We start from the raw sequence: 19,008 nt of genomic DNA, 5'->3' as shown, positions 1-19,008 counted from the left end.
TTGTCAATGGATAAATTAAATCACTTTAAGGATATATTTTGAATTTTTCTTTTTACCATCAGGTGTAATAAATATTACCTCAAATCGGATTTCAGAACTAACTTTTGCTACTCTGAAAAATTTTTTAACTGGTTCTTCAAAATGTATTGTTGACTGAGGATAATTAAAAACACTACCTTGATTATCAGTTCCAGAAATAATGACAGACAGAATTTTAAAATTTATTTTCATTGTATTTATAGTCAACTCTATAGACAAGGAATCTAATTGAGAAAACTCAGCCTTCGTTAACCCTGAAGGTTCTATTTTACCAGAAAGCACTAATGAGGGGCGTGGGAGTTTTTGAACATGAATTGTATCTGGAGGACCTAGGGGCTTAAAACCATTTTTTCCTCTTTTAGATATCGTTACATAGGAGTCTCCAGTTTCTGAGAACACGAAAGAGTATACACCATCTTCATCCGATCTAAAACTAACACCAGCTCCAGAAGCGCCTACAGCGATGTCTTTCTGGGCTGTACCATTTGGTTTAATTGAAACCGAATTTACAAGCCCACAATACATTATTTTATTGTTTAGACTGTATGATTTATTATTAATTTGCCCAGAAGTCTCTATACAAAAAAGAGAAATCAAATAAAACACCAATAGCTTTTTCATATTTAAATAATTCAGTGTTAAATTAAGCATTAAATTACATAGCTGTAAATGTTTCAAGTTATGTGTTTTTAACTTTGAACATGAAATCATAAATGAACTTTGTTCAAGTTTGTATGAAATTATGTTTTTAATTTTTGTATTACAATTTTAGGAAATCATTGTTTTTATTATTTGTTTTGCAAGTTGAAATCATAAAGTTAAACGATGTATGAATTACTATTAAACTTGATTAAATGACAATAATCTTTTTGTTAAGCAAAATATCCAAAACACTTATTCCAGTTAAACTCAAAAGAAATATTCTTAAATTAGCGACAGTTAATTAACACCCAGTTTAGTCTATTCCCAGAGTTTACTTTAATTACATCGCTATGAGAAAAATAATTTTATTACTAAGTACATTTTTAGTGTCATTAAATTTAAATTCTCAAAGCTTATCTCTTAATGAATTGTTTTCGTTGTGTAATAGAAAAAACTGGGATGAAGTTAATGAAGTTCTATTGTTAAAAGGTTGGGAGTTTCATGATTCTCGCAAAGGTGATGATAACCATTATAGTACGATAACATGGTCTTTTGATAAAAACTCATATAATGATAGAGCGCCTGGATGGTTTCATCTATACACTTTCGAAGATTTACCGAATAAAATATTTTACACATTTACGAATAAAAAGTACTACAATGTTTTGAAAAGCAGCATTTCGTCGGCTGGCATGGTTTTAGTTAAGAGCTCAATCGAGGACAATCAAATTGTTGCAAAGTATTCGAACGCAAAATTCTATATATCATTAATAAGTGAGAAACGGGAAAAAGAAAATTACAGTGAGGATGAAAATTCGCTAACGGCTTATTCAGTAGAATTAATTAAAAAAGAAGGTGTATATGATAATGAAAATGGACTTAAACAGTCTTTTGATGAAAATGGAAATATAACATATGAATACACGCTTAGAAATAATGTTATTCATGGCAATGCAAAAGTCTATTATTCTAGTGGACAGGTGAAATCAAATACTAATTTTTTGAATGGAAATAAACATGGGCATTCCATTGAGTATGACGAAAATGGTGACATTATTAGTGAATTTAATTATATAAATGGGGAGAAGAACGGTCTTTACAAGATTTTTGAAAATAATAAAATTGTTTTAGAAGGCTTTTTGAAAAACGGTATCAAAAGTGGAGCATTTAAGACTTATGATGACAATGGATTTATTGATCAAGAATACTACTTTAAGAATGACTTGTTAGATGGACAATATATTGCGTATGACTACATTGATAATAAATTAGCACTTAAAACAATTGGCACATATTTAAATGATGCTAAATCAGGATTATGGCAGACATTCAAAATTACGGACAAAAAGACCGAGCTACTAATGTTTACGAATTACATAAACAATGAGAAAGAAGGTGCTTTTAAACGAGTAAAAAATGACAGTATAATATTTGGTAATTACAAAGCGGACCAGTTAAACGGAGAGTATTTAGTTTTTACAAGTTTGAACACCCTGTTTTTTGGACGGATTGACGGCGACACAACAAACTCTCCACTTATTGTAAAAGGTTTTTATTCAAATGGATTTAAGACTGGTTACTGGCAGTATTACGCTATCTCACGATCTATAATTAAAGAAGGTCGATTTTATGAGGATTTAAAAGTTGGAGAGTGGAGGTATTATTTTGATAAGTATGTTTCAGAAAAAGGAGCTACAATGTCGTATTCAGGACTTTTATATTTAATAGAAAATTACCAAAGTGGAAAGAAGAATGGGAAAGAAACACGTTATGGCTACCTGAACAGTATTAAGATTATGTGTGATACATCCGAAAATAGAAACGTAAACCCATTAGATAGCTGCAATAGTTTGAAATATGAAAAAGTATTAAACACTTATTATTTTAAAAATGACGATTTGCATGGTCCTTTTGAGGAGAAAGATTCTTTGGGGATAATTTTGGCTAAAGGTAATTTTGTGAACGGAGAAAAGGATGGTCTCTGGCTGGAAAGCAATGTACTATATGATGATGAAGGAAAATCTCTTTATATTTTTTATAGAGGACTATATTCAAATGGTTTGGAATTAGGTGTATGGGAAGAATTTATAAATGAAAAGAATATTATTTCAAGACGAAGTTATAAAAACGGAAAGCTTAATGGTAAATGGATACAGTATAATTTAAATAACAAACCTAAGGAAGAAAAGAATTTCGAAGATGGTCGTTTTAGTAGCTTAATAGTTTATGACTCATTGGGAATAAATATTATTCGAAGATTTGATATACTTGAAGAATCTAATACAAAATATAAATGTCTTTACATTAACTATTTAAAGGAGGGTAGAAACACTCAAGTTTATACAATTAAAAAAGGAAATAATTCACCTATTAATCACAATTTTTTCGAATTTGATTTTTATCTAAAGGCTGGGAAAACATCTAATGGAAAGGATGGATACCCAGACGGTGAACATAAAGAGTACGATGCAGGTGGAAACGTTATCGTTGAAGGAACACTTTATAATCAAGAAAAAATTGGTATCTGGAAACACTACTATAGAGATGAAAACGTTTTTACAACACAAGGTTTCACAAACAATATAGGTGGTGTTGAAAATTATTTTTTTATTAGTTCAGGGTTACCATTTTCTGGAAACTTTCTTCAAAAATATCCTAATGGTCAAGTTATGCTTTCCTTCAAAATAGAAAAAAGTGAAAGAAACGGAAAATCAAAATATTATGATGAAAATGGAAAGGTAACCAAAACCGAAAAATATGAAAAGGGAACCCTCAAGGATTAGTAATCTGAATTAAATTTTAGTGCTTAAGCGAAGATTTTTTGATTCTTAATATTCCAGGTTATACAGTTCAGAACCCCGCCTTCTTTTGCAATCTCTCTTGAGTCAATATTTTCAAAGGTGTAACCAGAATAAAGGTCCTTAATTAACTTAATACTTAACTCATCCTCTCTTTTACCAAATGTAGGAAGTAGAATAAAATCTTTCATTTGCGGAAAGTTTATATAAAACCCATGTGCTTCTTCTCCATCTGTGTTTTCATAGGGATTGTAAGGTAATTCAATCAATTTGAACCCCTCTTTGTTTAATACTTCTTTCAACCTTTTCTGAAAGCTAAGATTGTCCTTTGAACCATATTTGTTCATAAAGAGAGTGTCTTCGGCATAATTGGACTTGTTATACAAAATAGGATTTGTTGAAGGTGAGAATAATATTGTGCAGTATTTGAATTCTAAATAATAATGAAGAGTGGGACGGCAAACATTTCATAACTCAGAAGAGCTAAGTGGATGAAGGTGGTAGAGAAACACTTGAAGGAGGAAGAATAAATTTCTTCTTCCATCTTAATAAGTTCTTGAGCTTCTCTTTCTGCTGTATTCTTCGTAAGTATTCAACATTATTTTTTCTACAATATTGCTCCACTCTTTCTGTCATTTGAGCCAAATTCAAGTCAGGTTCAAGGAATACACCATTGTGAAAACAAATTCCGCAATAGACAAGTTTTTTCTTTTCAGAGTATTCTAACATATGATAAAACTGCATATCCGCAAATACACTTGAACAGCTTTGACAACATTCAAATATGTGAGATTCTTCTGCTTGGGCTTTAGTAATTATGTCTTGAGGGATTTGTGTCCTCGTTCTCCAAAAATAAAAACCAAATACTGAAAGACAAATACCACATAGCGGTCCGAACCACATTGAAAATATTAATATCTGATTAACATTCTCCAGATCAACTATTGCTTGAGCAGTATCTTGTGAATAAAGCATTGCATCTTCTTGCTTTTTTATGTGTCTATCTTTAAGCTGGATGATTTGGTCTATTTGGTTTTTAACATCTGAAGATGCTGAATGATAAATATCCATGTTGCTTAAAAAAAGTTCGAAATTAGAAGGTATTACACCAACCTTCTTCTTCTTAATCCAGGCTTGCAATGTGTCGAACCTTTTGAATAAAGTTTTTTCTTGGAGGGTAATTGAATCTATATACATTTGAGCTTTCTTTAACTGTCGCTGCTCTCTCGTCCAATCTTCGACAATAAGTTCTTTTTGATTTTCAACATTAGCAATCAATATTGGAGGTAAATAAATACAAGCCAGAATCAAGGTAACTCCTGCAATAGCTAAAAATTTATAGAGGTTGTCTGTTGGTGGAGACGGAAAATTCATGACTTAATAAAAATTGGTTTCTCAAAGATAGAAATCCAAGACACTTATTGAAATAAAACTTGACTTTTTGATTAATCTACCCAAAGTATCTTCAAGCTGCATCTAATTGGCAATACGTGGAAAACATATAATACTGCGAAGGAAGCTAATACATTAATTGAAAAGGTTCCCCTGGTTCCATTAATGGACAAAATCTTAAAAACTATTTGAGAAGTATTTTGCCAGAAATAGCGGGATAAGATTGGGGTAAGATATCTGGATAGGTTTTTTGTTAAAATGGGGCAAAATGTAACTTTTTGCAAGTTTGAAATGACTTAACAATATTTATTTTAAGTAAAACAAGTAAAGTACATAAAACAAGTAATATTCTTTTTTTACTTTATTCCCTATAAGGTTATGAAACAAACATTTTACTTTTTACATGGAGAAGATGCTGTTGCTGAGTATAACGAGAATGGTGTGGACGGTTGCAAAAACAAAGGATACAATTTTATATCAAAAATTAATTACAGTGTGAATGAGTCACAGGAAATATTCATCAAGAAAATTCTGGATGCAATTTCAGGTTCTTTGGAAACATGCTTAATTAGTGTAGAAGATTACTTTACTCTTGAGAAATGACAAAGCTAATTTCTTCCTTTAGCCATTTTAAGTTTTGGAAAAATAATTTAAAAATGCTTAAACGTTTTTGGGCTTGTTTATTCATAATATAATCTATTGAAAGCCACTACTTCACAAATTCCTTTTTTAATTGACCACTTTCCAAATCTATCCCATTAAAGGATTCAGGATTTAAGTTTTTAAGAATTATGTCTGTAGGAATTCCTTTGGCGGACATTTTATGTTTTAATAAGCTTCGAAGTTCTTCATGACGAAATGGTGGAACAGGCCCTTTAACTGAATACTTTAATGCTTGTTTAGTTTGCCTTATGAAAGATAGATTCAAATTAATTTCTTTATTTCCATTCACTTCATACATCTGAAGGTATCCTTTCCCGTTCCCAGCCACCATCGTATCAATTTTCATTTCAGAAGAATTTGTGTCTCTGACTTTCTGATATTTGTTCCTTAGCTCAACTAAATAATTATTCGTAATCTCGTGCGTAAAGTAAACTGATTCTGAACAATTAATTACCTGTAGTGCATTGAGTTTGTTGACATCATACTTATTAGTCAAGTATACAATTTCATGTTCGCTACCAATATTATAAGCCCATTTGTCAAAATAAACAAGCATTAGGTCTGGTGAGATTGGGAACAATATTTGTAGGCCTTTAAGAAGCGGAGCCAAATGGCCAGAAGGGTGTTTCTTTTGTTCAAGGAACTGATTGTATCTTATGACTGGATTATCCGACATAATAAATTTGGTGTCTGATTTATTCGCAATCAGTTTTACTGATAAATCAATTGCATAAAAGACATGTTTCCAAATTATAGACATTCCAGTCGAGGCAGCGTTTTTCATTTTAATCCTTGAACCCTCAATGTCAAAATCTTTAAAATCTGGATCATACTTCATGATTTGTTTGATTGAATTCTCCATTGTTTGTTCCAATTGGTCTGACACTGCTTTTGTTCTGTATGCCATATCCATTGTATACATTAACAACCAGGGGTATTCAGAAGAGGTTCTTTTAGGTGCAGTTTCAGTTTCAACAATATTTTTAATAATAGGTGCAGCTTCAGTTTCAACCTCACCCAAGAGATCATCAACCTTATTACTCTTATCGCCGTAAAAATTATCTTTTTGACACTGAGATTCCAGAGGGATAGAAGATTTAAAAAATCCAGTATTAGGATTGTAAATACCTGTATGCTTTTCTTCTGCGTCGACAGAAAAAAATCTTATCTGAAACCTTGGAACAAAATGTTCGCTTTTACCAGCCATAAAGTTTGTTTTTATTTTAAAGTTGCGCTGGCAATATCTTGTTTGTATACTATTGTCATGTTACCGATTTTCATGAGTCCTTCCATAGCTTCTTCTGGATTCTTAGGATTAAAATCTAATCCAAAATATTTTGCATCTTCTATAAATCGCATCTGATTTAACTTTTAAATTTTAATTCTCCACTATTAATTTCCTGCTGCACAGTTTGTATAGAACGTTTAATAGCACTTCTAATATAGACATTAACCAGATCGAGTAATTTAGTAGCCAGTTCAATTGATTCATCATTATCTATCTTTTTTAATAGCTCTTCTTTCAGAGGATGTAAATGACCTTCTAATAATTCATATGTTCTCGCTTTAACTTTATTATCTATTTCGTAATGAACTTTAACTTGAATTTTATCAAAAATTTCTTTGGTGAGTTTCACTATATCTTTGGAAAGTTTATCAATAGAAAGTTTTAAATGTGTTTCTGTGTCCAAAGGGCCTTCGGGTGTGTAATATTCCAAAAGAAATTTCTTTTTACCTGAAAGAAAAGACACGCATTGTTCATAGCTCTCTGCATTAATATTATGCATAAACTGATTTCTTATTTCTAAAAATGTAAAAAATTTATTTTTATCCTCTTTACTTAATGCCCCAACATCTATTAATAAATGGATTTTTTGACTAAATGATAATGCTGAACCTTTATTACTAAATGAATAGGTTTCATTTACGTTATCTATTCCAATTAATTTTGCTAAGAAAGCTGAAGTAATATTTTCTAAATAAAGCGAAGTTTTAAGAACTTCTACCTTAATATCCATTGGGTTACTCATAAATATAAATATAAAAAAAGTTTTAGCTCATATTTTTCTTATTCCTACCTTAAATAACAAATACATGACTTATTCAACACCAATAGTTTTTTGGAATTCCTTTTCTAATGAATTCAATAATTTTGGAAATTCCTCAGAAATAAAATTACCTGCTTGGTGACGTTTTTCGTAGTGTTCCTTGAGTTCAGCTTGAATAACACCATATGATTTCATTCTCTCAACACTTGTAAAATCCAAAAGTTTACTTCTTATCAAGTTAAGTAGCTCTTCTGCCTTTTGCCGTACATTGTCGTCAAAAAATAGCTTTTTAGTATGATAGAATTGAAGGAGTGTATTATATGCATTAAACGTATTTGTCTGTTTATCTAATTGCTCCTTTTCAAAATCTTCTTGCTTTCCAGATTTTGAAGACTGAAATGGAGAAACATAATCCATTAAGTGATTATTTAGTATGATCACCATTTCATACATCTGTTCTATAATTGACATTCTTCGTTCGTGAAGTTTCGCATATTGTATTTGATAGGTGATTTTATTAAGATCAAATTTCTGTTTGACTTCTTCAATTTTAGATGTAATTTCTGCAATATCCTGTTTCGTCGCTAGATTTTCACCGAGCTTTGTTTCAAATGCGGTTTCCCTAGCCGTTTCTTTATCCGCTCTATTCTGCGCAAGTTTCTTTAAGTATTCAGTTTTATACAAAAGATAAATACACAATGTGTTTATTATTAACGAATAAATTAAGTGTGACAACATTATAGATGTGATTTTGAGTTTAATTAAAGATAAAGAAAAAAGACTAGGGGAAATATTCTAGACTTTAGTTTTCTTCGTAATCATAAAAAGTGTCGTCTGGATGAAAACCGCCTTTGCTCGCATAAGCGACGAACTTATGATATTCATTAATTGCATCTGTTAACTCTAATGCAGTTCTGTGTTCTTCGTCAATTAATCTTTTATCAATAAATCCATTGTTTTCTGCCATTGCATCTTTAGCGGTGTTATGAGCCACAGTTTTTTCAACATTAATTTTAGCTCGGTAATTTAGATACTCTTTGAATGTAGTTACAGACTGAAAGTCAAGTATTAATTCAGCTCGAACATCTATAATCCTGCTAATATCATACTTAGTTTCACAAAGTATATTTGAACTTAGAATTGTTTCATTTATTTCATCTCGTTTGTTTTCAATGCCAGCTTTGATTATATACTTTACAGCATATTTGAATTTGTTTTCTTTAGGTATCATTTAATTTTCTTTTAATTGGTTTAAACAAAGATAAATTATTAGGCACCTATTTTAATCAATTTAACCCTCTGAAATAGAGAAAATTAACATAAATCTACTAGAAATAAACGTCTCTAGGGGGGGGGGTAACACGCTCTAGCTTTATATGTCTGATATGTTTTCTTTTTCGGGAAACACTTCTTTATGCAATTCAGTCAATCTATCATACAGTATATTAAAATAATCATTGGTGAATTGATAGTTCTTAGGCGTGCTAGTTTCTTTAAATCTCGCTAGTAATTCATCATTTAAATTTTCTAAATTGTTTTTATGAAATCGTAGAATCTTGTAGGCTATATAATGCTTCTGCGTAAAAGGTGTTTTACTAATAATGCTAATTAGGTAAACTAATTCCTCCAACACAATTGCAAGATCAGTATAAGCTTTTTTTGCACCTAAAATTTCTGACCAGTTCTTTTGGATTATTTTCTCAAATGCCTCTCTACCGTAATATTGATTATCAGCTACTTTATCTCCATAACTAACAACATGTGAAATCTTAATTTCTTCAAACCTATCTGTCGCCTCTCTTAATAATCTTAGGTATGTATCGAATGACCATTGAGAATCAATCATTCTATTTGCTTTTTGCTGTTCTAAATTAGATAATTGTTGTTGTTCATTGGATTTAACCTGCGCCATAAAAGAACGATAAACCAAAATTGCGCCTAGTAAAGAGATAAATGGTCCAGCGACACCATTAAATGCATCACCTGTTGTGCCAACAATTACACCTGAAAACATTAAAAGAACGACAATTACAAATAAAACAATAGCCCCAACAATTATTATTTCGAATGCGTGCCTATCAAAATAACTTCTTTTGTCATTTTTTTCAATTTCTTCTTTCATAGGAAATGATCCAAAGCAAAATTTTATAAAATCTAACCAATAAGTTTTTATTATTCTAAAAATCTTACTTCTTTTCATAAGTAGGAAACTAATTGTAATGTAAACCCAATAATAATTAGAAATAAACCAATTCTGGAAAGCCAGCTGGCTTTTCGTTTATGAGATAATAGTTGTTTTTCCATTACTATTTGACCAAGAGTACCTCCAGAGCTACCAGTATAGTTTATTATATCCAACATTTTAATTATTGAATTATTTAAAATTTCGGTGCTAATAAATAATAATACAACCCCTAGGATGTCCAAACTTAAGCCAATGATTTGCATGTTTTAGGTTTTAGTTAATTTAAAGATACCATTATTATAGTTTTTAACTTACTACAATTCGTAGCAAAATATAACTTTCTAACCACCTAAATTTATACTATGAAAGACGGATGGGATATGGAAGGGTTTTCAACGGAATTGTTACTGAAAATACCAAAAGAAAAGGAGAAGCCGCCTGTTATTGCAGTCGTGTTTACACGAGTGAAAGAGGCGTGTGAATGGAACCAAGATTTAATAAATGAACATTCAACACTTCCCTTTTTTATTAAGTTTAACCAGTATACTAGTAGCAAAGGTCTAAGTTTTGAACTTGGCTCAGAAAAACTGTCAGGAAAAAGATTTTATAAAGATCTGAAATACGATAAAGTAAAACTTGAAAATTTCCTTTATTTAACCAGGAGTAGAAACAAATTTATTTTCACGCATCTCCTTTATGACTTTGAGCAGTACTTCGTTGTTTCAACTTTAGATAAATATAAAAGGTTCGAATTAACGATTGAACGACTTTATTTGGCACAATAATTTGAAGTGTAAATTCTTTGTTTCAGAATATACTTTTTATTAATTTTATTGTTATGTGTTATTCAGCAGAAGCAGCAACTCGTAAATTAATTAAATACGCTCTTCATCGTGGCGATACAGAATATGCAAAAGCGCTTGAGCAATACTTAATCGAAATTTCAAAAGACAAAACACCGAAGTTTTTTGTTTCTGGCTTCGCACATCCAGAATTATTAGTGTTTACGAATGAAGAACCAATGAAACCACAATATTTTACTTGGGGATTAATTCCTTCGTGGGTCAAAGATTGGGAGGGTGCCAAGAAGCAACGCAGAAATACTTTAAACGCACGAGTTGAAACAATGTTTGAAAAACCCTCGTTTAAAGACAGTGCTTTTAATAGGCGTTGTTTAGTTTATTTCGATGCGTTTTATGAATATCATACTTTCAACAAAAAAAAATATCCTATACGTGTTTCAATGCGAGAAGATATTCCAATGGTAATGGGTGGAATCTGGAATAGTTGGGTAGATAAAGCAACTGGAGAAATACACAATACGGTGGCTGTTTGCACAACAGATGCGAACGCATTAATGGAGAAAGTACACAATGAACCAGCAGCTAGTGATACACCTCGTATGCCTGTAATCATAAGTAAAGAAGACCAAGATAAGTGGCTAATAAAAATTAGAACAAAAAAAGATGGATATACAGAAGCGGACACACAAGCAGATGTTGAATTTATTAAAAGTATTGCTGCCCCATATGATGGAGATAAAATGCAAGCTTGGACAGTTGCTCCACTTATAGGAAAAAAGGGCCTCGGTAATGCTCCAGAAGCTAGACTTGAATACAAATACGAAGAGCTAATTTTTTAAGTAATGGCAGCAATAACAATTGTTCACCTAAAAGACGAGCCCACAACAGAGATTGAGAATCAGGAATTGCATATCCTTACTCAAAAAGTCTTAAAAAAAATACCCGCAGATTTATATGCATACATCAATGATGAACCAGGAGAACTTATTTTTAAAATTGATGAATCAATGGAACGCATTGAAATTGAAATTAAAGGATTTGAAAAAGAAATTGAACAACAACTTCTAAAGGCCGTTAAGTCATAAACAAAAAAAAAGAGGCCACCCTTTTGAGGTAGCCTCCGTTCAATTACTGTATTTAAGCAAAAAGGAATTAATAATTGTGTTCTGATTGTTTTAATTAGTTGTGCTAAAATTGATTCGAAGAGTTATTCGTATAATTGATTAATGAGATTGCGTAGATTGATTCGTTGAGTTATTCGTATGATTGAGTTATGAGATTGCGTAAATTGATTCGAAGAGTTATGAGTATGATTTATTAATGAGATTGTGTATAGTGATTCGTTGATTTGTGCGTATGTTTGATTATTGAAGAACAGGTATTATAAAAAATATTGATAAGCAATTAAGCCTAGAGCAATTAAATCAACTAGGATTTTCCTTAAGGTTACCCAGTCGAAGGTTGCAATTATACTAATTTTAACCATTATTTATTGAATTAACCGAATTAACGTAGTTTGAATTCCTTTCGGTGTTAATTAAAACTCACCTTTTTGCCCAGCATGTAAAGAACTTTTTTACAAAAATATAAATAAAATTTCGACGTGGCAAAGCATTTGTTATTTTTTCAAAAAAACCAGCTTGTTAGGCTGGATTAATAAGTAAGGGTCTTAAAGTTTTTGAGAAACCAAATATAGATGTTTTTACTTTGTGATTTATCCTTAGTTCTAGTATAAATTCTTCATAATATCATTTGTTTTCTTGTCACTTTCTTTAGTGCAAAGCCGTCCGATATAATGAACTGTTGTTTCAATCTTTTCATGCCCAAGCTTTTCTTTTATAAAAAGAATATCTTTTGTTTCCTCGTAGGCAATAGCTGCCCAGGAATGCTTTGCTAGATGGCTTGTTATGTTCTTGGAGATCTCTGCATCTTTTGCTATTTGTTTTAGGTTTTTATTGTATAACGATGTTTTTCTTGAAACTTCTTTTTTATATTCTTCAGTTCCCACTAATAAAGAGGGTAGTTTCATCAGTGGAATTATATAATCTGTTGGTTTTGATTCGGTTGTTTTAAGCTGTTTTAAAATCTTGTCAATTTTAGGTGTTATTTCAAAGTCCATAAACTTATGACCAGTAATACCTTTAGCCATATTATAACCAATCCTTCCATTCGAAGCATTTAACCATTGGAGACAAAGTAAATCTTCTACTCTTATGCCAGATAGATTGAAAGCAAGTTCAAAGCCAAGTCTTGTATAGTGTATTGTAGTGTTTGGCTTGTACCATTGCAGAAGAAATCTTTTTAATTCAGGTCTATCTAAACGGTCAATTCTTTTTAAATTTTTTTCCTTTGCTTTAATTTTATAGCCATCTTTTCCAAATGGGTAAAAACTACGATCTATTATTTTAGCTTCAATTGCGAGATTCCAGGTTCTTCTAACCTTTCTTATCTCCGAATGGATTGTTGAACCACACAACGCATTGTCGCTTAGATAAGTTTCAAAACCCTTTAGCCATTGCATGTTTATATCTTTGAAATCTATTAAATCTGTCCCTGCATAACTAACTACCTTTTTCCTTGTAGTATGATAACCTTTGTAGTGGTTGTAATTTTTCATACCCTCAACATTATTATCCCAAAATGCTAAAAAATTTTTCTTTAAGTACTGTTTATTAATGGCGTAATAAACATCCTCTTTTTTTACAATTTTATTTTCTTTCATTAAATCCAGATATTGGTCTTCATATAAGGATAGTTTTTTTGAAAGTTCATTATTTAAGTATCTTGCCCTTGGATGATTATTACTTATCCAGTTACCTTTGGACCCTGTCCAGAAATCTGGGCTAATTTTAAAACCTGTATTTTCTCTAGTATGCTTTTTGTTTTGAGTTATCCGAATTCGTATACAAGATTCTCCGTTTGAATCTATATAAGTTTGTAATTCTGGGTTAATGGTAATGACTGTTTTTTTGCTTAAACTTGCTTTCATAACTGGTGTTTTTTATAGTATTTAGCCAAAAATACAACCGAGAAGATTGTGTAACAATTATGTAACAGAATGCGGATTACACAAAACTCAAGCAAACTATTTCAAACTGTTAATTTTTAAAAATGCAATGACAACAAGACTTCTAGGAGCTAAACGAACATGAATGGACTGTAACGGAATGTAAAAAGGAGCAAAATCAACCTTCCTCCTGGGTACAGAATCAGAGTGAGAAACAGAGCGAACGCTGAGGTTCTCCTCTGATTTTTCTTCATACTCATTTTCATTTTGTTTCCTGGAACGATGTTTGAATTTCCTGCTTCTTAAAAGGATTAATTTTACACAATTTCAGTTTTATCTTATCTTTATGACTAGAGAAATTATTATATTTCATCCAATTAAAACGATTTAGAATGGTTATTAGAAAAATTAGCTTCAGTCTTATTTTATTTTTGTTATTGTCTTTTACAATTGGAGCTCAAAACACAAGTAAAAAATACTCCACAAGAAAATTAAAAAAAGAACCGCATTGGATTGAGATGATGGACGATCCTCGAGCAAACTATTATGAAACTGTTAGAGCTTTTCGTTTGTACTGGAAAGATAAAGTGTTACCGAAAGAACCTTTCGAAAATGAAGAAATGGATAGTTTTGAACGCGAAGTTGGTTTAATTGATGACAAAGAATCTGAAAGAGAAAGGGAACGTGAAGAACGTCGCCGTGCTAAACAAAACAAAAAAGGTATTGATTATTCGGCTGAAGTACGTGCATTTAAAGGATGGATGCAATCTGTTAAACCATGGATTAAGCAAAACGGCTACATTATGACTGAGCAGGAAAGACAAGCCATTGTTGATAAACAGCAAGCTGAATTAAAAGAGTTAGAAATTAAAAACGGTAAAAAATAAAAGGCTCCATGAAAAATTCTAAACTATTTTCGTTTTTTATTGGAGTGTTTTTTTTCTCCTCTACTCTTTTCTCGCAATTAGCTAATTGGACTCCAGTACCTGGTGGCACTAATTTTCCAACTAACGTATCTGGACAAATAAATGGCATTGCACGTATTTCGCAAATGAAATTTCATCCTACAAACACATCCAAATTTTATTGTGTTACAGGTGAAGGTGGTCTATTCCTTACTAATAATCAAGCATCCAGTTGGACCGTTGCTCCGGGCACAGAAACATTAACGTCGTCCTGCGCCGCTATTTGTGTCGATTATACCAATGATCAGATCTTTTATTTAGGAACCGGGGACGCTAATTATTATTCAAATGGTATTGGTATTCTTAAGTCTACTAATGGTGGTGCAAGTTTCAGTGCAACTGGCTTGACAAATTGTTTGGTGATTGAGATTCTTCAAAATCCGACTAACGCTTCTGAGTTTGTTGCTGCTACTAATAAAGGAATTTATAAATCAACAAATTCCGGCGCTACCTGGATAGCCACCACTGCAACAACTTTGCAATTTTGTGACCTTAAGGCCAATGCAACACCTAGTTCTCAAATTCTCTATTCCGCCACACGTGAAAATGTTCCAAAATTATTACGTTCGATAGATTATGGGAGTACATGGACGCAAATTACGAGCGGCATTGTTGTTTCAAACACAGTGATTACAGGTGGTGCGAGAATAGCTGTTACTCCAGCAGATCCAAACGTGGTTTATTTTGAAGTGATTGGAGATGGCGGTATTGTGCATAAATCAAACGATGCTGGACTTAATTTTATTTTAAAAAAACCAGGGGGTAGTCCTTTTCTAACCTACTATTCCAACACGGTTACATCAAGCAGTCAGGGTAACTATAATAACGCTATAACGGTAGACCTTGTCGATCCCGCAAAAATTTGGTTACAGTCGCACAATACTTGGTTTTCTTCTGATAGCGGTGCTACCTGGACCATGCAAACCTTTTGGGCTAACATAGTTCATACCGATATGCATCAAATTCAAAAAGCCCCTTTTGACAACTCTAAATTATATAGCTGCAACGATGGTGGCGTTTGGTTAAGTACCGACGGTGGAAATAACTGGGTAACAAAAAGTGATGGTTTATACGCCATGGAAATCGGAAGTGAAACAGGAGTAAGTAGTTTTGTTGATAAGGACTTCGTGAGTATTGGTACGCAAGATAACGGACGCTTATATGCAAACACCAATGGTTGGTTTACAAACGGAGGTGGTGATGATTATGCACAAAGACAATTTGATTACAATGGAAATATTTATTTTGACGGAGTAAATCGGCAAATCAATCACACAGGGGCTTCTGGACCATATAATCTTCCAACCACAAATTGGAATGCTTTTGGATTTAATCGCACAAATCCAAATTTGGGTTTCGTCGGCTATACAGATGTATATAGAACAACCAATTTAAATTCTTCATCACCAACGTGGACAGCAATTTCTAATTTTAATCAAACTATTCGCGCTATACACAGTTGCATTTCTGATCCTAACCGTTTATATGTGTTGCTGAATAATGGCACCATGTACGTTTCCACGAATGCACTTTCAATGTCGCCAACTTTTCTGCTCTATGTACTACCTTCTGGCGCCAGTGCCAGTAACAGAGGCAGTATTGTAAGCGTTGTTGGAAATCCAAATGTCGTTTATGTGTGTGCTAATAATATAGTATATCGGTCAGCTAATTCAGGTTCAACCTGGACAAACATTACTTATAATTTACCAAACGTAACACATCGCAGAATACTTGCTGAGGATTTTGATGGAAGTCAAGAGCTTGTTTTTGTAGCAACAAATAATGCCGTGTATTATAAAAAAGCTTCGCAAACCACATGGACAAACTACAGTACAAATCTACCATCGCGAAGAAGTCCAACCGGATTTTCAATGTTTGACAATGGAACTAATCAAGCTCGTATTCGTTATGCTTCTTTTGGACGAGCCATATGGGAAAGTGGTTTTGATAATTTACGTGCTTATAATGCTGCAATCATTTTTAATAGCGATACTACGCTTACCTGTTCTTCCCCTTCTTTAAAACTAGAAGATGGTTCAGTTGGTATTAATAATGGCCCTTTAACATATACCTGGAATTTTCCAGGAGGCACACCCACCACGGTGAACACTTCAACAGCGAGTGTTACTTATACAGTTTCGGGTACGTATATTATTTCTTTAACCATAAAAGATGCGTTAAACGCTATTTCAACAAAAACACTGAGCAAATTTATTCAGGTAATTAATTGTAATACAGATACGATTCCCGGCAAAGCTATTTATATTGATGGCTCAAGCAACTACGCCACTACTCCGCCCATTGCTTTGGGAATTACAAACTCTATCACTTTATCTGCATGGATAAAGATTGATGCGGTACAACCTTCCTTTGCAGGAATTATTTTTTCAGGAAACGGCAATGGAACCGGGCTTAATTTCAGAAATGGAAACCAGATAGGCTATCATTATGACGGTTTATCCAACACCTATAACTATGCCGGAGGCCCTACTATTCCGATGAATGTATGGGTACACGTGGCGTTAGCAACCTCGGTAAACTCTTCTACCATTTATGTGAACGGTGTGCCCTACATTAATAATATTGGCAATTCACCAGTTAATTTTTCAAGTGGTTTCAATATTGGAAATGATAGAAACAATACCACCCGAACTATGTCTGGACAAATAGACGAAGTGTGTTTTTACAACCGTACACTCAGTCAAAATGAGATCAGAGAATTAATGCATCTTACCCGGAATCATACTGGAATTGACCCTGCTTTAAAATCGTATTATCAATTTAATGAGCTAGGCCAAAATATTTATGACAGAGCTGGAAATTCTAACGGTTCATTGAATGGATCATCGCAACACCAATTATCAACAGCACCCGTTGGCAGTGGTAATAGCGAACGCATGACTATTACTGCTTCCGGAATTAAGAATTTTCCAAACGAAGGAATGAGTTTGAATTTTCCAACTGGCAGTTTACCAAATGGAGAAATTTGTGTAACACGCTTAAATATTCAACCTGATTCATTTCCTGCAAATAAAACATTTAGCACTACGGCACAAAAATATTGGATCGTTAATAATTACGGAACCAATGCCACGTTTAATTCTGTTTCTAATGTATCACTTGCGGGTTACGGAACCATTTCTACTTTGCAATCACCGTCCCCACGCATATTTAAACTATACCGCAGAGCCACAGGAGATTATTTAGCTTCAACCTGGACTAAGATAGACAGCGCTTATTCGGCAAGTAGCGGAACCAACGCTGTTCTTTCTTATTCGGGATCGGCCATATCTTTTTTCAATACACAATTTACAGTTGGCCAAGATTCTTGCACACCTTCTTTAACTCCAACCATTATAGCTACTACAAATACGTTATGTTTAAACAGCTCTGCTTTTCTTGCAGCTAACGGTACATTAAACGACGCGGCAAGCTGGAAGTGGTATACTGGTGCTTGTGGTTCGAACTATCAAGCAAGTGGTTTCAGTTATCTTGCCACTCCATCCATAACAACAACCTATTTTGTTAGAGGAGAAGCCGGTTGTGCAAATAACGGCCTATGCTCTTCCATTACCATAAGCGTTATTACATCACCCTTAACACCAAGTGTTGTAAGTGGACCAACCGTTTTATGCGAAGGAAGTTCCACTGCATTTAGTATAACAAACGCAACTGGAACAAATAATTACAACTGGACTATTCCTTCATCATGGTCAGGTTCATCATCAACGAGTTCAATCACAGTTTCCAACATCACAAGTTCAGGAACACTTTCTGTTTCCGCGAGCAATGCCTGCGGCACTTCTCAAACAAAGACTTTAAGTGTGGTAGTAAACCCTACAGTTGCAGTAACACAGTCCGTAAATTTATGTTATGGTCAAAACATTATCATTGGCTCAAACACATATAGCGCAACAGGTACATACACGAATCAATTTTTAAGAAATACGGGTTGCGATAGTTTGGTGATTAGTTCAATTCATGTTGAGCCATCTATTGATGTGAGCACGTCTATTTCAGGAATAACTATTCTAGCCAATGCTATTGGAGCAAGTTATCAATGGATTAAGTGCGACGATAAATCCATTCTGCCAGGAGAGACTGGTCAGAGTCTTTCGAATGCGACCGATGGCAGTTATGCGGTTATTGTTACACTTAATAACTGTTCAGATACCAGTGCTTGCGTAAACATAACAACGGTTGGATTAAATAAATCAGAGTTAAACACGCAAGTAAAGATATATCCAAATCCAGTTTCTCAAAAATTAATCATAGAAACTCGTTTAAGTTCAGGCACAATTAGTTTAATGACTGTGCTTGGTCAGGAAATAACTTCAAAAAACATTGTAGCTGGTCAAATCGAAAGTATTGATTTTAGTGATCTTGCAAAAGGAATATACCTTATTAAAATTGAATCGGATGGAAAATTAATGATTGAAAAAATCATTAAAGAATAGAGCCCAACT

General features: G+C 32.9%; 18 protein-coding genes. 7 read left to right on the top strand and 11 right to left on the bottom strand.

The window, feature by feature from the left end:
* Window positions 1–15 precede the first annotated feature (15 nt).
* Window positions 16–660 (bottom strand): GldM family protein, encoded by a 645-nt coding sequence (locus tag P2086_RS12775; protein WP_317897131.1) that lies wholly within the window; start codon window positions 658–660, stop codon window positions 16–18.
* Window positions 661–1,031: 371 nt separating this feature from the next.
* Here P2086_RS12775 and P2086_RS12770 point away from each other — a divergent pair, with 371 nt between their 5' ends.
* Entirely contained in the window at window positions 1,032–3,464 is a 2,433-nt protein-coding gene (locus P2086_RS12770) for a toxin-antitoxin system YwqK family antitoxin (RefSeq protein ID WP_317897130.1), read from the top strand.
* Between the two features lie 23 nt (window positions 3,465–3,487).
* Here P2086_RS12770 and P2086_RS12765 read toward each other — a convergent pair whose 3' ends face one another.
* Together P2086_RS12765 and P2086_RS12760 are read right to left on the bottom strand one after the other, a co-directional pair.
* Window positions 3,488–3,826: an agmatine deiminase family protein gene (locus P2086_RS12765; RefSeq protein WP_317897129.1), complete on the bottom strand. Its 339-nt coding sequence runs from the start codon at window positions 3,824–3,826 to the stop codon at window positions 3,488–3,490.
* A 136-nt stretch (window positions 3,827–3,962) separates the two neighbouring features.
* Window positions 3,963–4,853, bottom strand: coding sequence for a zinc ribbon domain-containing protein (locus tag P2086_RS12760; RefSeq protein ID WP_317897128.1), 891 nt, complete (start codon window positions 4,851–4,853; stop codon window positions 3,963–3,965).
* Between the two features lie 396 nt (window positions 4,854–5,249).
* Between P2086_RS12760 and P2086_RS12755 the strand changes: the two genes are divergently transcribed.
* On the top strand, window positions 5,250–5,474 hold the full coding sequence (locus tag P2086_RS12755; protein WP_317897127.1) for a hypothetical protein: 225 nt from the start codon (window positions 5,250–5,252) through the stop codon (window positions 5,472–5,474).
* Window positions 5,475–5,580: 106 nt separating this feature from the next.
* Here P2086_RS12755 and P2086_RS12750 read toward each other — a convergent pair whose 3' ends face one another.
* The 7 genes from P2086_RS12750 to P2086_RS12720 all read right to left on the bottom strand — a co-directional run bounded on the left by P2086_RS12750 (window position 5,581) and on the right by P2086_RS12720 (window position 10,030).
* The gene (locus P2086_RS12750; RefSeq protein WP_317897126.1) at window positions 5,581–6,741 is read right to left on the bottom strand and encodes a DUF4238 domain-containing protein; all 1,161 of its coding nucleotides are present in this window, start codon (window positions 6,739–6,741) and stop codon (window positions 5,581–5,583) included.
* 11 nt (window positions 6,742–6,752) lie between these two features.
* Window positions 6,753–6,893 carry a hypothetical protein gene (locus tag P2086_RS12745; protein ID WP_317897125.1) on the bottom strand — a complete coding sequence of 47 codons (141 nt, stop codon included), beginning with the start codon at window positions 6,891–6,893 and terminating at the stop codon, window positions 6,753–6,755.
* Window positions 6,894–6,898: 5 nt separating this feature from the next.
* Window positions 6,899–7,552, bottom strand: a complete 654-nt coding sequence (locus P2086_RS12740) for a hypothetical protein (RefSeq protein WP_317897124.1) — start codon at window positions 7,550–7,552, stop codon at window positions 6,899–6,901.
* Window positions 7,553–7,633: 81 nt separating this feature from the next.
* Window positions 7,634–8,266 (bottom strand): hypothetical protein, encoded by a 633-nt coding sequence (locus tag P2086_RS12735; protein WP_317897123.1) that lies wholly within the window; start codon window positions 8,264–8,266, stop codon window positions 7,634–7,636.
* 118 nt (window positions 8,267–8,384) lie between these two features.
* Window positions 8,385–8,813 carry a hypothetical protein gene (locus P2086_RS12730; RefSeq protein ID WP_317897122.1) on the bottom strand — a complete coding sequence of 143 codons (429 nt, stop codon included), beginning with the start codon at window positions 8,811–8,813 and terminating at the stop codon, window positions 8,385–8,387.
* 141 nt (window positions 8,814–8,954) lie between these two features.
* On the bottom strand, window positions 8,955–9,782 hold the full coding sequence (locus P2086_RS12725; RefSeq protein ID WP_317897121.1) for a hypothetical protein: 828 nt from the start codon (window positions 9,780–9,782) through the stop codon (window positions 8,955–8,957).
* Window positions 9,779–10,030 (bottom strand): hypothetical protein, encoded by a 252-nt coding sequence (locus P2086_RS12720; protein ID WP_317897120.1) that lies wholly within the window; start codon window positions 10,028–10,030, stop codon window positions 9,779–9,781. The genes P2086_RS12725 and P2086_RS12720 overlap by 4 nt, the downstream gene beginning before the upstream one ends.
* Window positions 10,031–10,129: 99 nt before the next feature.
* Between P2086_RS12720 and P2086_RS12715 the strand changes: the two genes are divergently transcribed.
* Genes P2086_RS12715 through P2086_RS12705 form a run of 3 tightly spaced genes read left to right on the top strand, consistent with a single transcriptional unit; the run spans window position 10,130 to window position 11,655 of the window.
* Window positions 10,130–10,552, top strand: a complete 423-nt coding sequence (locus P2086_RS12715; protein WP_317897119.1) for a hypothetical protein — start codon at window positions 10,130–10,132, stop codon at window positions 10,550–10,552.
* Window positions 10,553–10,605: 53 nt separating this feature from the next.
* Window positions 10,606–11,409 carry an SOS response-associated peptidase gene (locus P2086_RS12710; protein WP_317897118.1) on the top strand — a complete coding sequence of 268 codons (804 nt, stop codon included), beginning with the start codon at window positions 10,606–10,608 and terminating at the stop codon, window positions 11,407–11,409.
* Between the two features lie 3 nt (window positions 11,410–11,412).
* Complete coding sequence (locus tag P2086_RS12705; protein ID WP_317897117.1) at window positions 11,413–11,655, top strand: hypothetical protein; 243 nt, start codon at window positions 11,413–11,415, stop codon at window positions 11,653–11,655.
* Window positions 11,656–12,296: 641 nt separating this feature from the next.
* Here P2086_RS12705 and P2086_RS12700 read toward each other — a convergent pair.
* Window positions 12,297–13,559, bottom strand: a complete 1,263-nt coding sequence (locus P2086_RS12700; protein ID WP_317897116.1) for a phage integrase SAM-like domain-containing protein — start codon at window positions 13,557–13,559, stop codon at window positions 12,297–12,299.
* 410 nt (window positions 13,560–13,969) lie between these two features.
* Here P2086_RS12700 and P2086_RS12695 point away from each other — a divergent pair, with 410 nt between their 5' ends.
* Complete coding sequence (locus P2086_RS12695; RefSeq protein ID WP_317897115.1) at window positions 13,970–14,464, top strand: hypothetical protein; 495 nt, start codon at window positions 13,970–13,972, stop codon at window positions 14,462–14,464.
* An 8-nt stretch (window positions 14,465–14,472) separates the two neighbouring features.
* Window positions 14,473–18,999: a LamG-like jellyroll fold domain-containing protein gene (locus tag P2086_RS12690; RefSeq protein WP_317897114.1), complete on the top strand. Its 4,527-nt coding sequence runs from the start codon at window positions 14,473–14,475 to the stop codon at window positions 18,997–18,999.
* Window positions 19,000–19,008 lie beyond the last annotated feature (9 nt).

It is taken from the genome of Aurantibacillus circumpalustris (assembly GCF_029625215.1).
In the GTDB taxonomy this organism is placed as follows: Bacteria; Bacteroidota; Bacteroidia; order B-17B0; family Aurantibacillaceae; genus Aurantibacillus; species Aurantibacillus circumpalustris.
The sequence above is the reverse complement of the archived record's forward strand: the minus strand, read 5'-3'. Positions and strand labels throughout refer to the sequence as shown.

Coding starts and splice junctions, on each gene's coding strand:
- P2086_RS12765 (WP_317897129.1), bottom strand. CDS start 3,826: ATGAACAAATATGGTTCAAAGGACAATCTTAGCTTTCAGAAAAGGTTG.
- P2086_RS12740 (WP_317897124.1), bottom strand. CDS start 7,552: ATGGATATTAAGGTAGAAGTTCTTAAAACTTCGCTTTATTTAGAAAAT.
- P2086_RS12760 (WP_317897128.1), bottom strand. CDS start 4,853: ATGAATTTTCCGTCTCCACCAACAGACAACCTCTATAAATTTTTAGCT.
- P2086_RS12775 (WP_317897131.1), bottom strand. CDS start 660: ATGAAAAAGCTATTGGTGTTTTATTTGATTTCTCTTTTTTGTATAGAG.
- P2086_RS12750 (WP_317897126.1), bottom strand. CDS start 6,741: ATGGCTGGTAAAAGCGAACATTTTGTTCCAAGGTTTCAGATAAGATTT.
- P2086_RS12705 (WP_317897117.1), top strand. CDS start 11,413: ATGGCAGCAATAACAATTGTTCACCTAAAAGACGAGCCCACAACAGAG.
- P2086_RS12730 (WP_317897122.1), bottom strand. CDS start 8,813: ATGATACCTAAAGAAAACAAATTCAAATATGCTGTAAAGTATATAATC.
- P2086_RS12755 (WP_317897127.1), top strand. CDS start 5,250: ATGAAACAAACATTTTACTTTTTACATGGAGAAGATGCTGTTGCTGAG.
- P2086_RS12695 (WP_317897115.1), top strand. CDS start 13,970: ATGGTTATTAGAAAAATTAGCTTCAGTCTTATTTTATTTTTGTTATTG.
- P2086_RS12690 (WP_317897114.1), top strand. CDS start 14,473: ATGAAAAATTCTAAACTATTTTCGTTTTTTATTGGAGTGTTTTTTTTC.
- P2086_RS12710 (WP_317897118.1), top strand. CDS start 10,606: ATGTGTTATTCAGCAGAAGCAGCAACTCGTAAATTAATTAAATACGCT.
- P2086_RS12720 (WP_317897120.1), bottom strand. CDS start 10,030: ATGCAAATCATTGGCTTAAGTTTGGACATCCTAGGGGTTGTATTATTA.
- P2086_RS12715 (WP_317897119.1), top strand. CDS start 10,130: ATGAAAGACGGATGGGATATGGAAGGGTTTTCAACGGAATTGTTACTG.
- P2086_RS12725 (WP_317897121.1), bottom strand. CDS start 9,782: ATGAAAAGAAGTAAGATTTTTAGAATAATAAAAACTTATTGGTTAGAT.
- P2086_RS12745 (WP_317897125.1), bottom strand. CDS start 6,893: ATGCGATTTATAGAAGATGCAAAATATTTTGGATTAGATTTTAATCCT.
- P2086_RS12700 (WP_317897116.1), bottom strand. CDS start 13,559: ATGAAAGCAAGTTTAAGCAAAAAAACAGTCATTACCATTAACCCAGAA.
- P2086_RS12770 (WP_317897130.1), top strand. CDS start 1,032: ATGAGAAAAATAATTTTATTACTAAGTACATTTTTAGTGTCATTAAAT.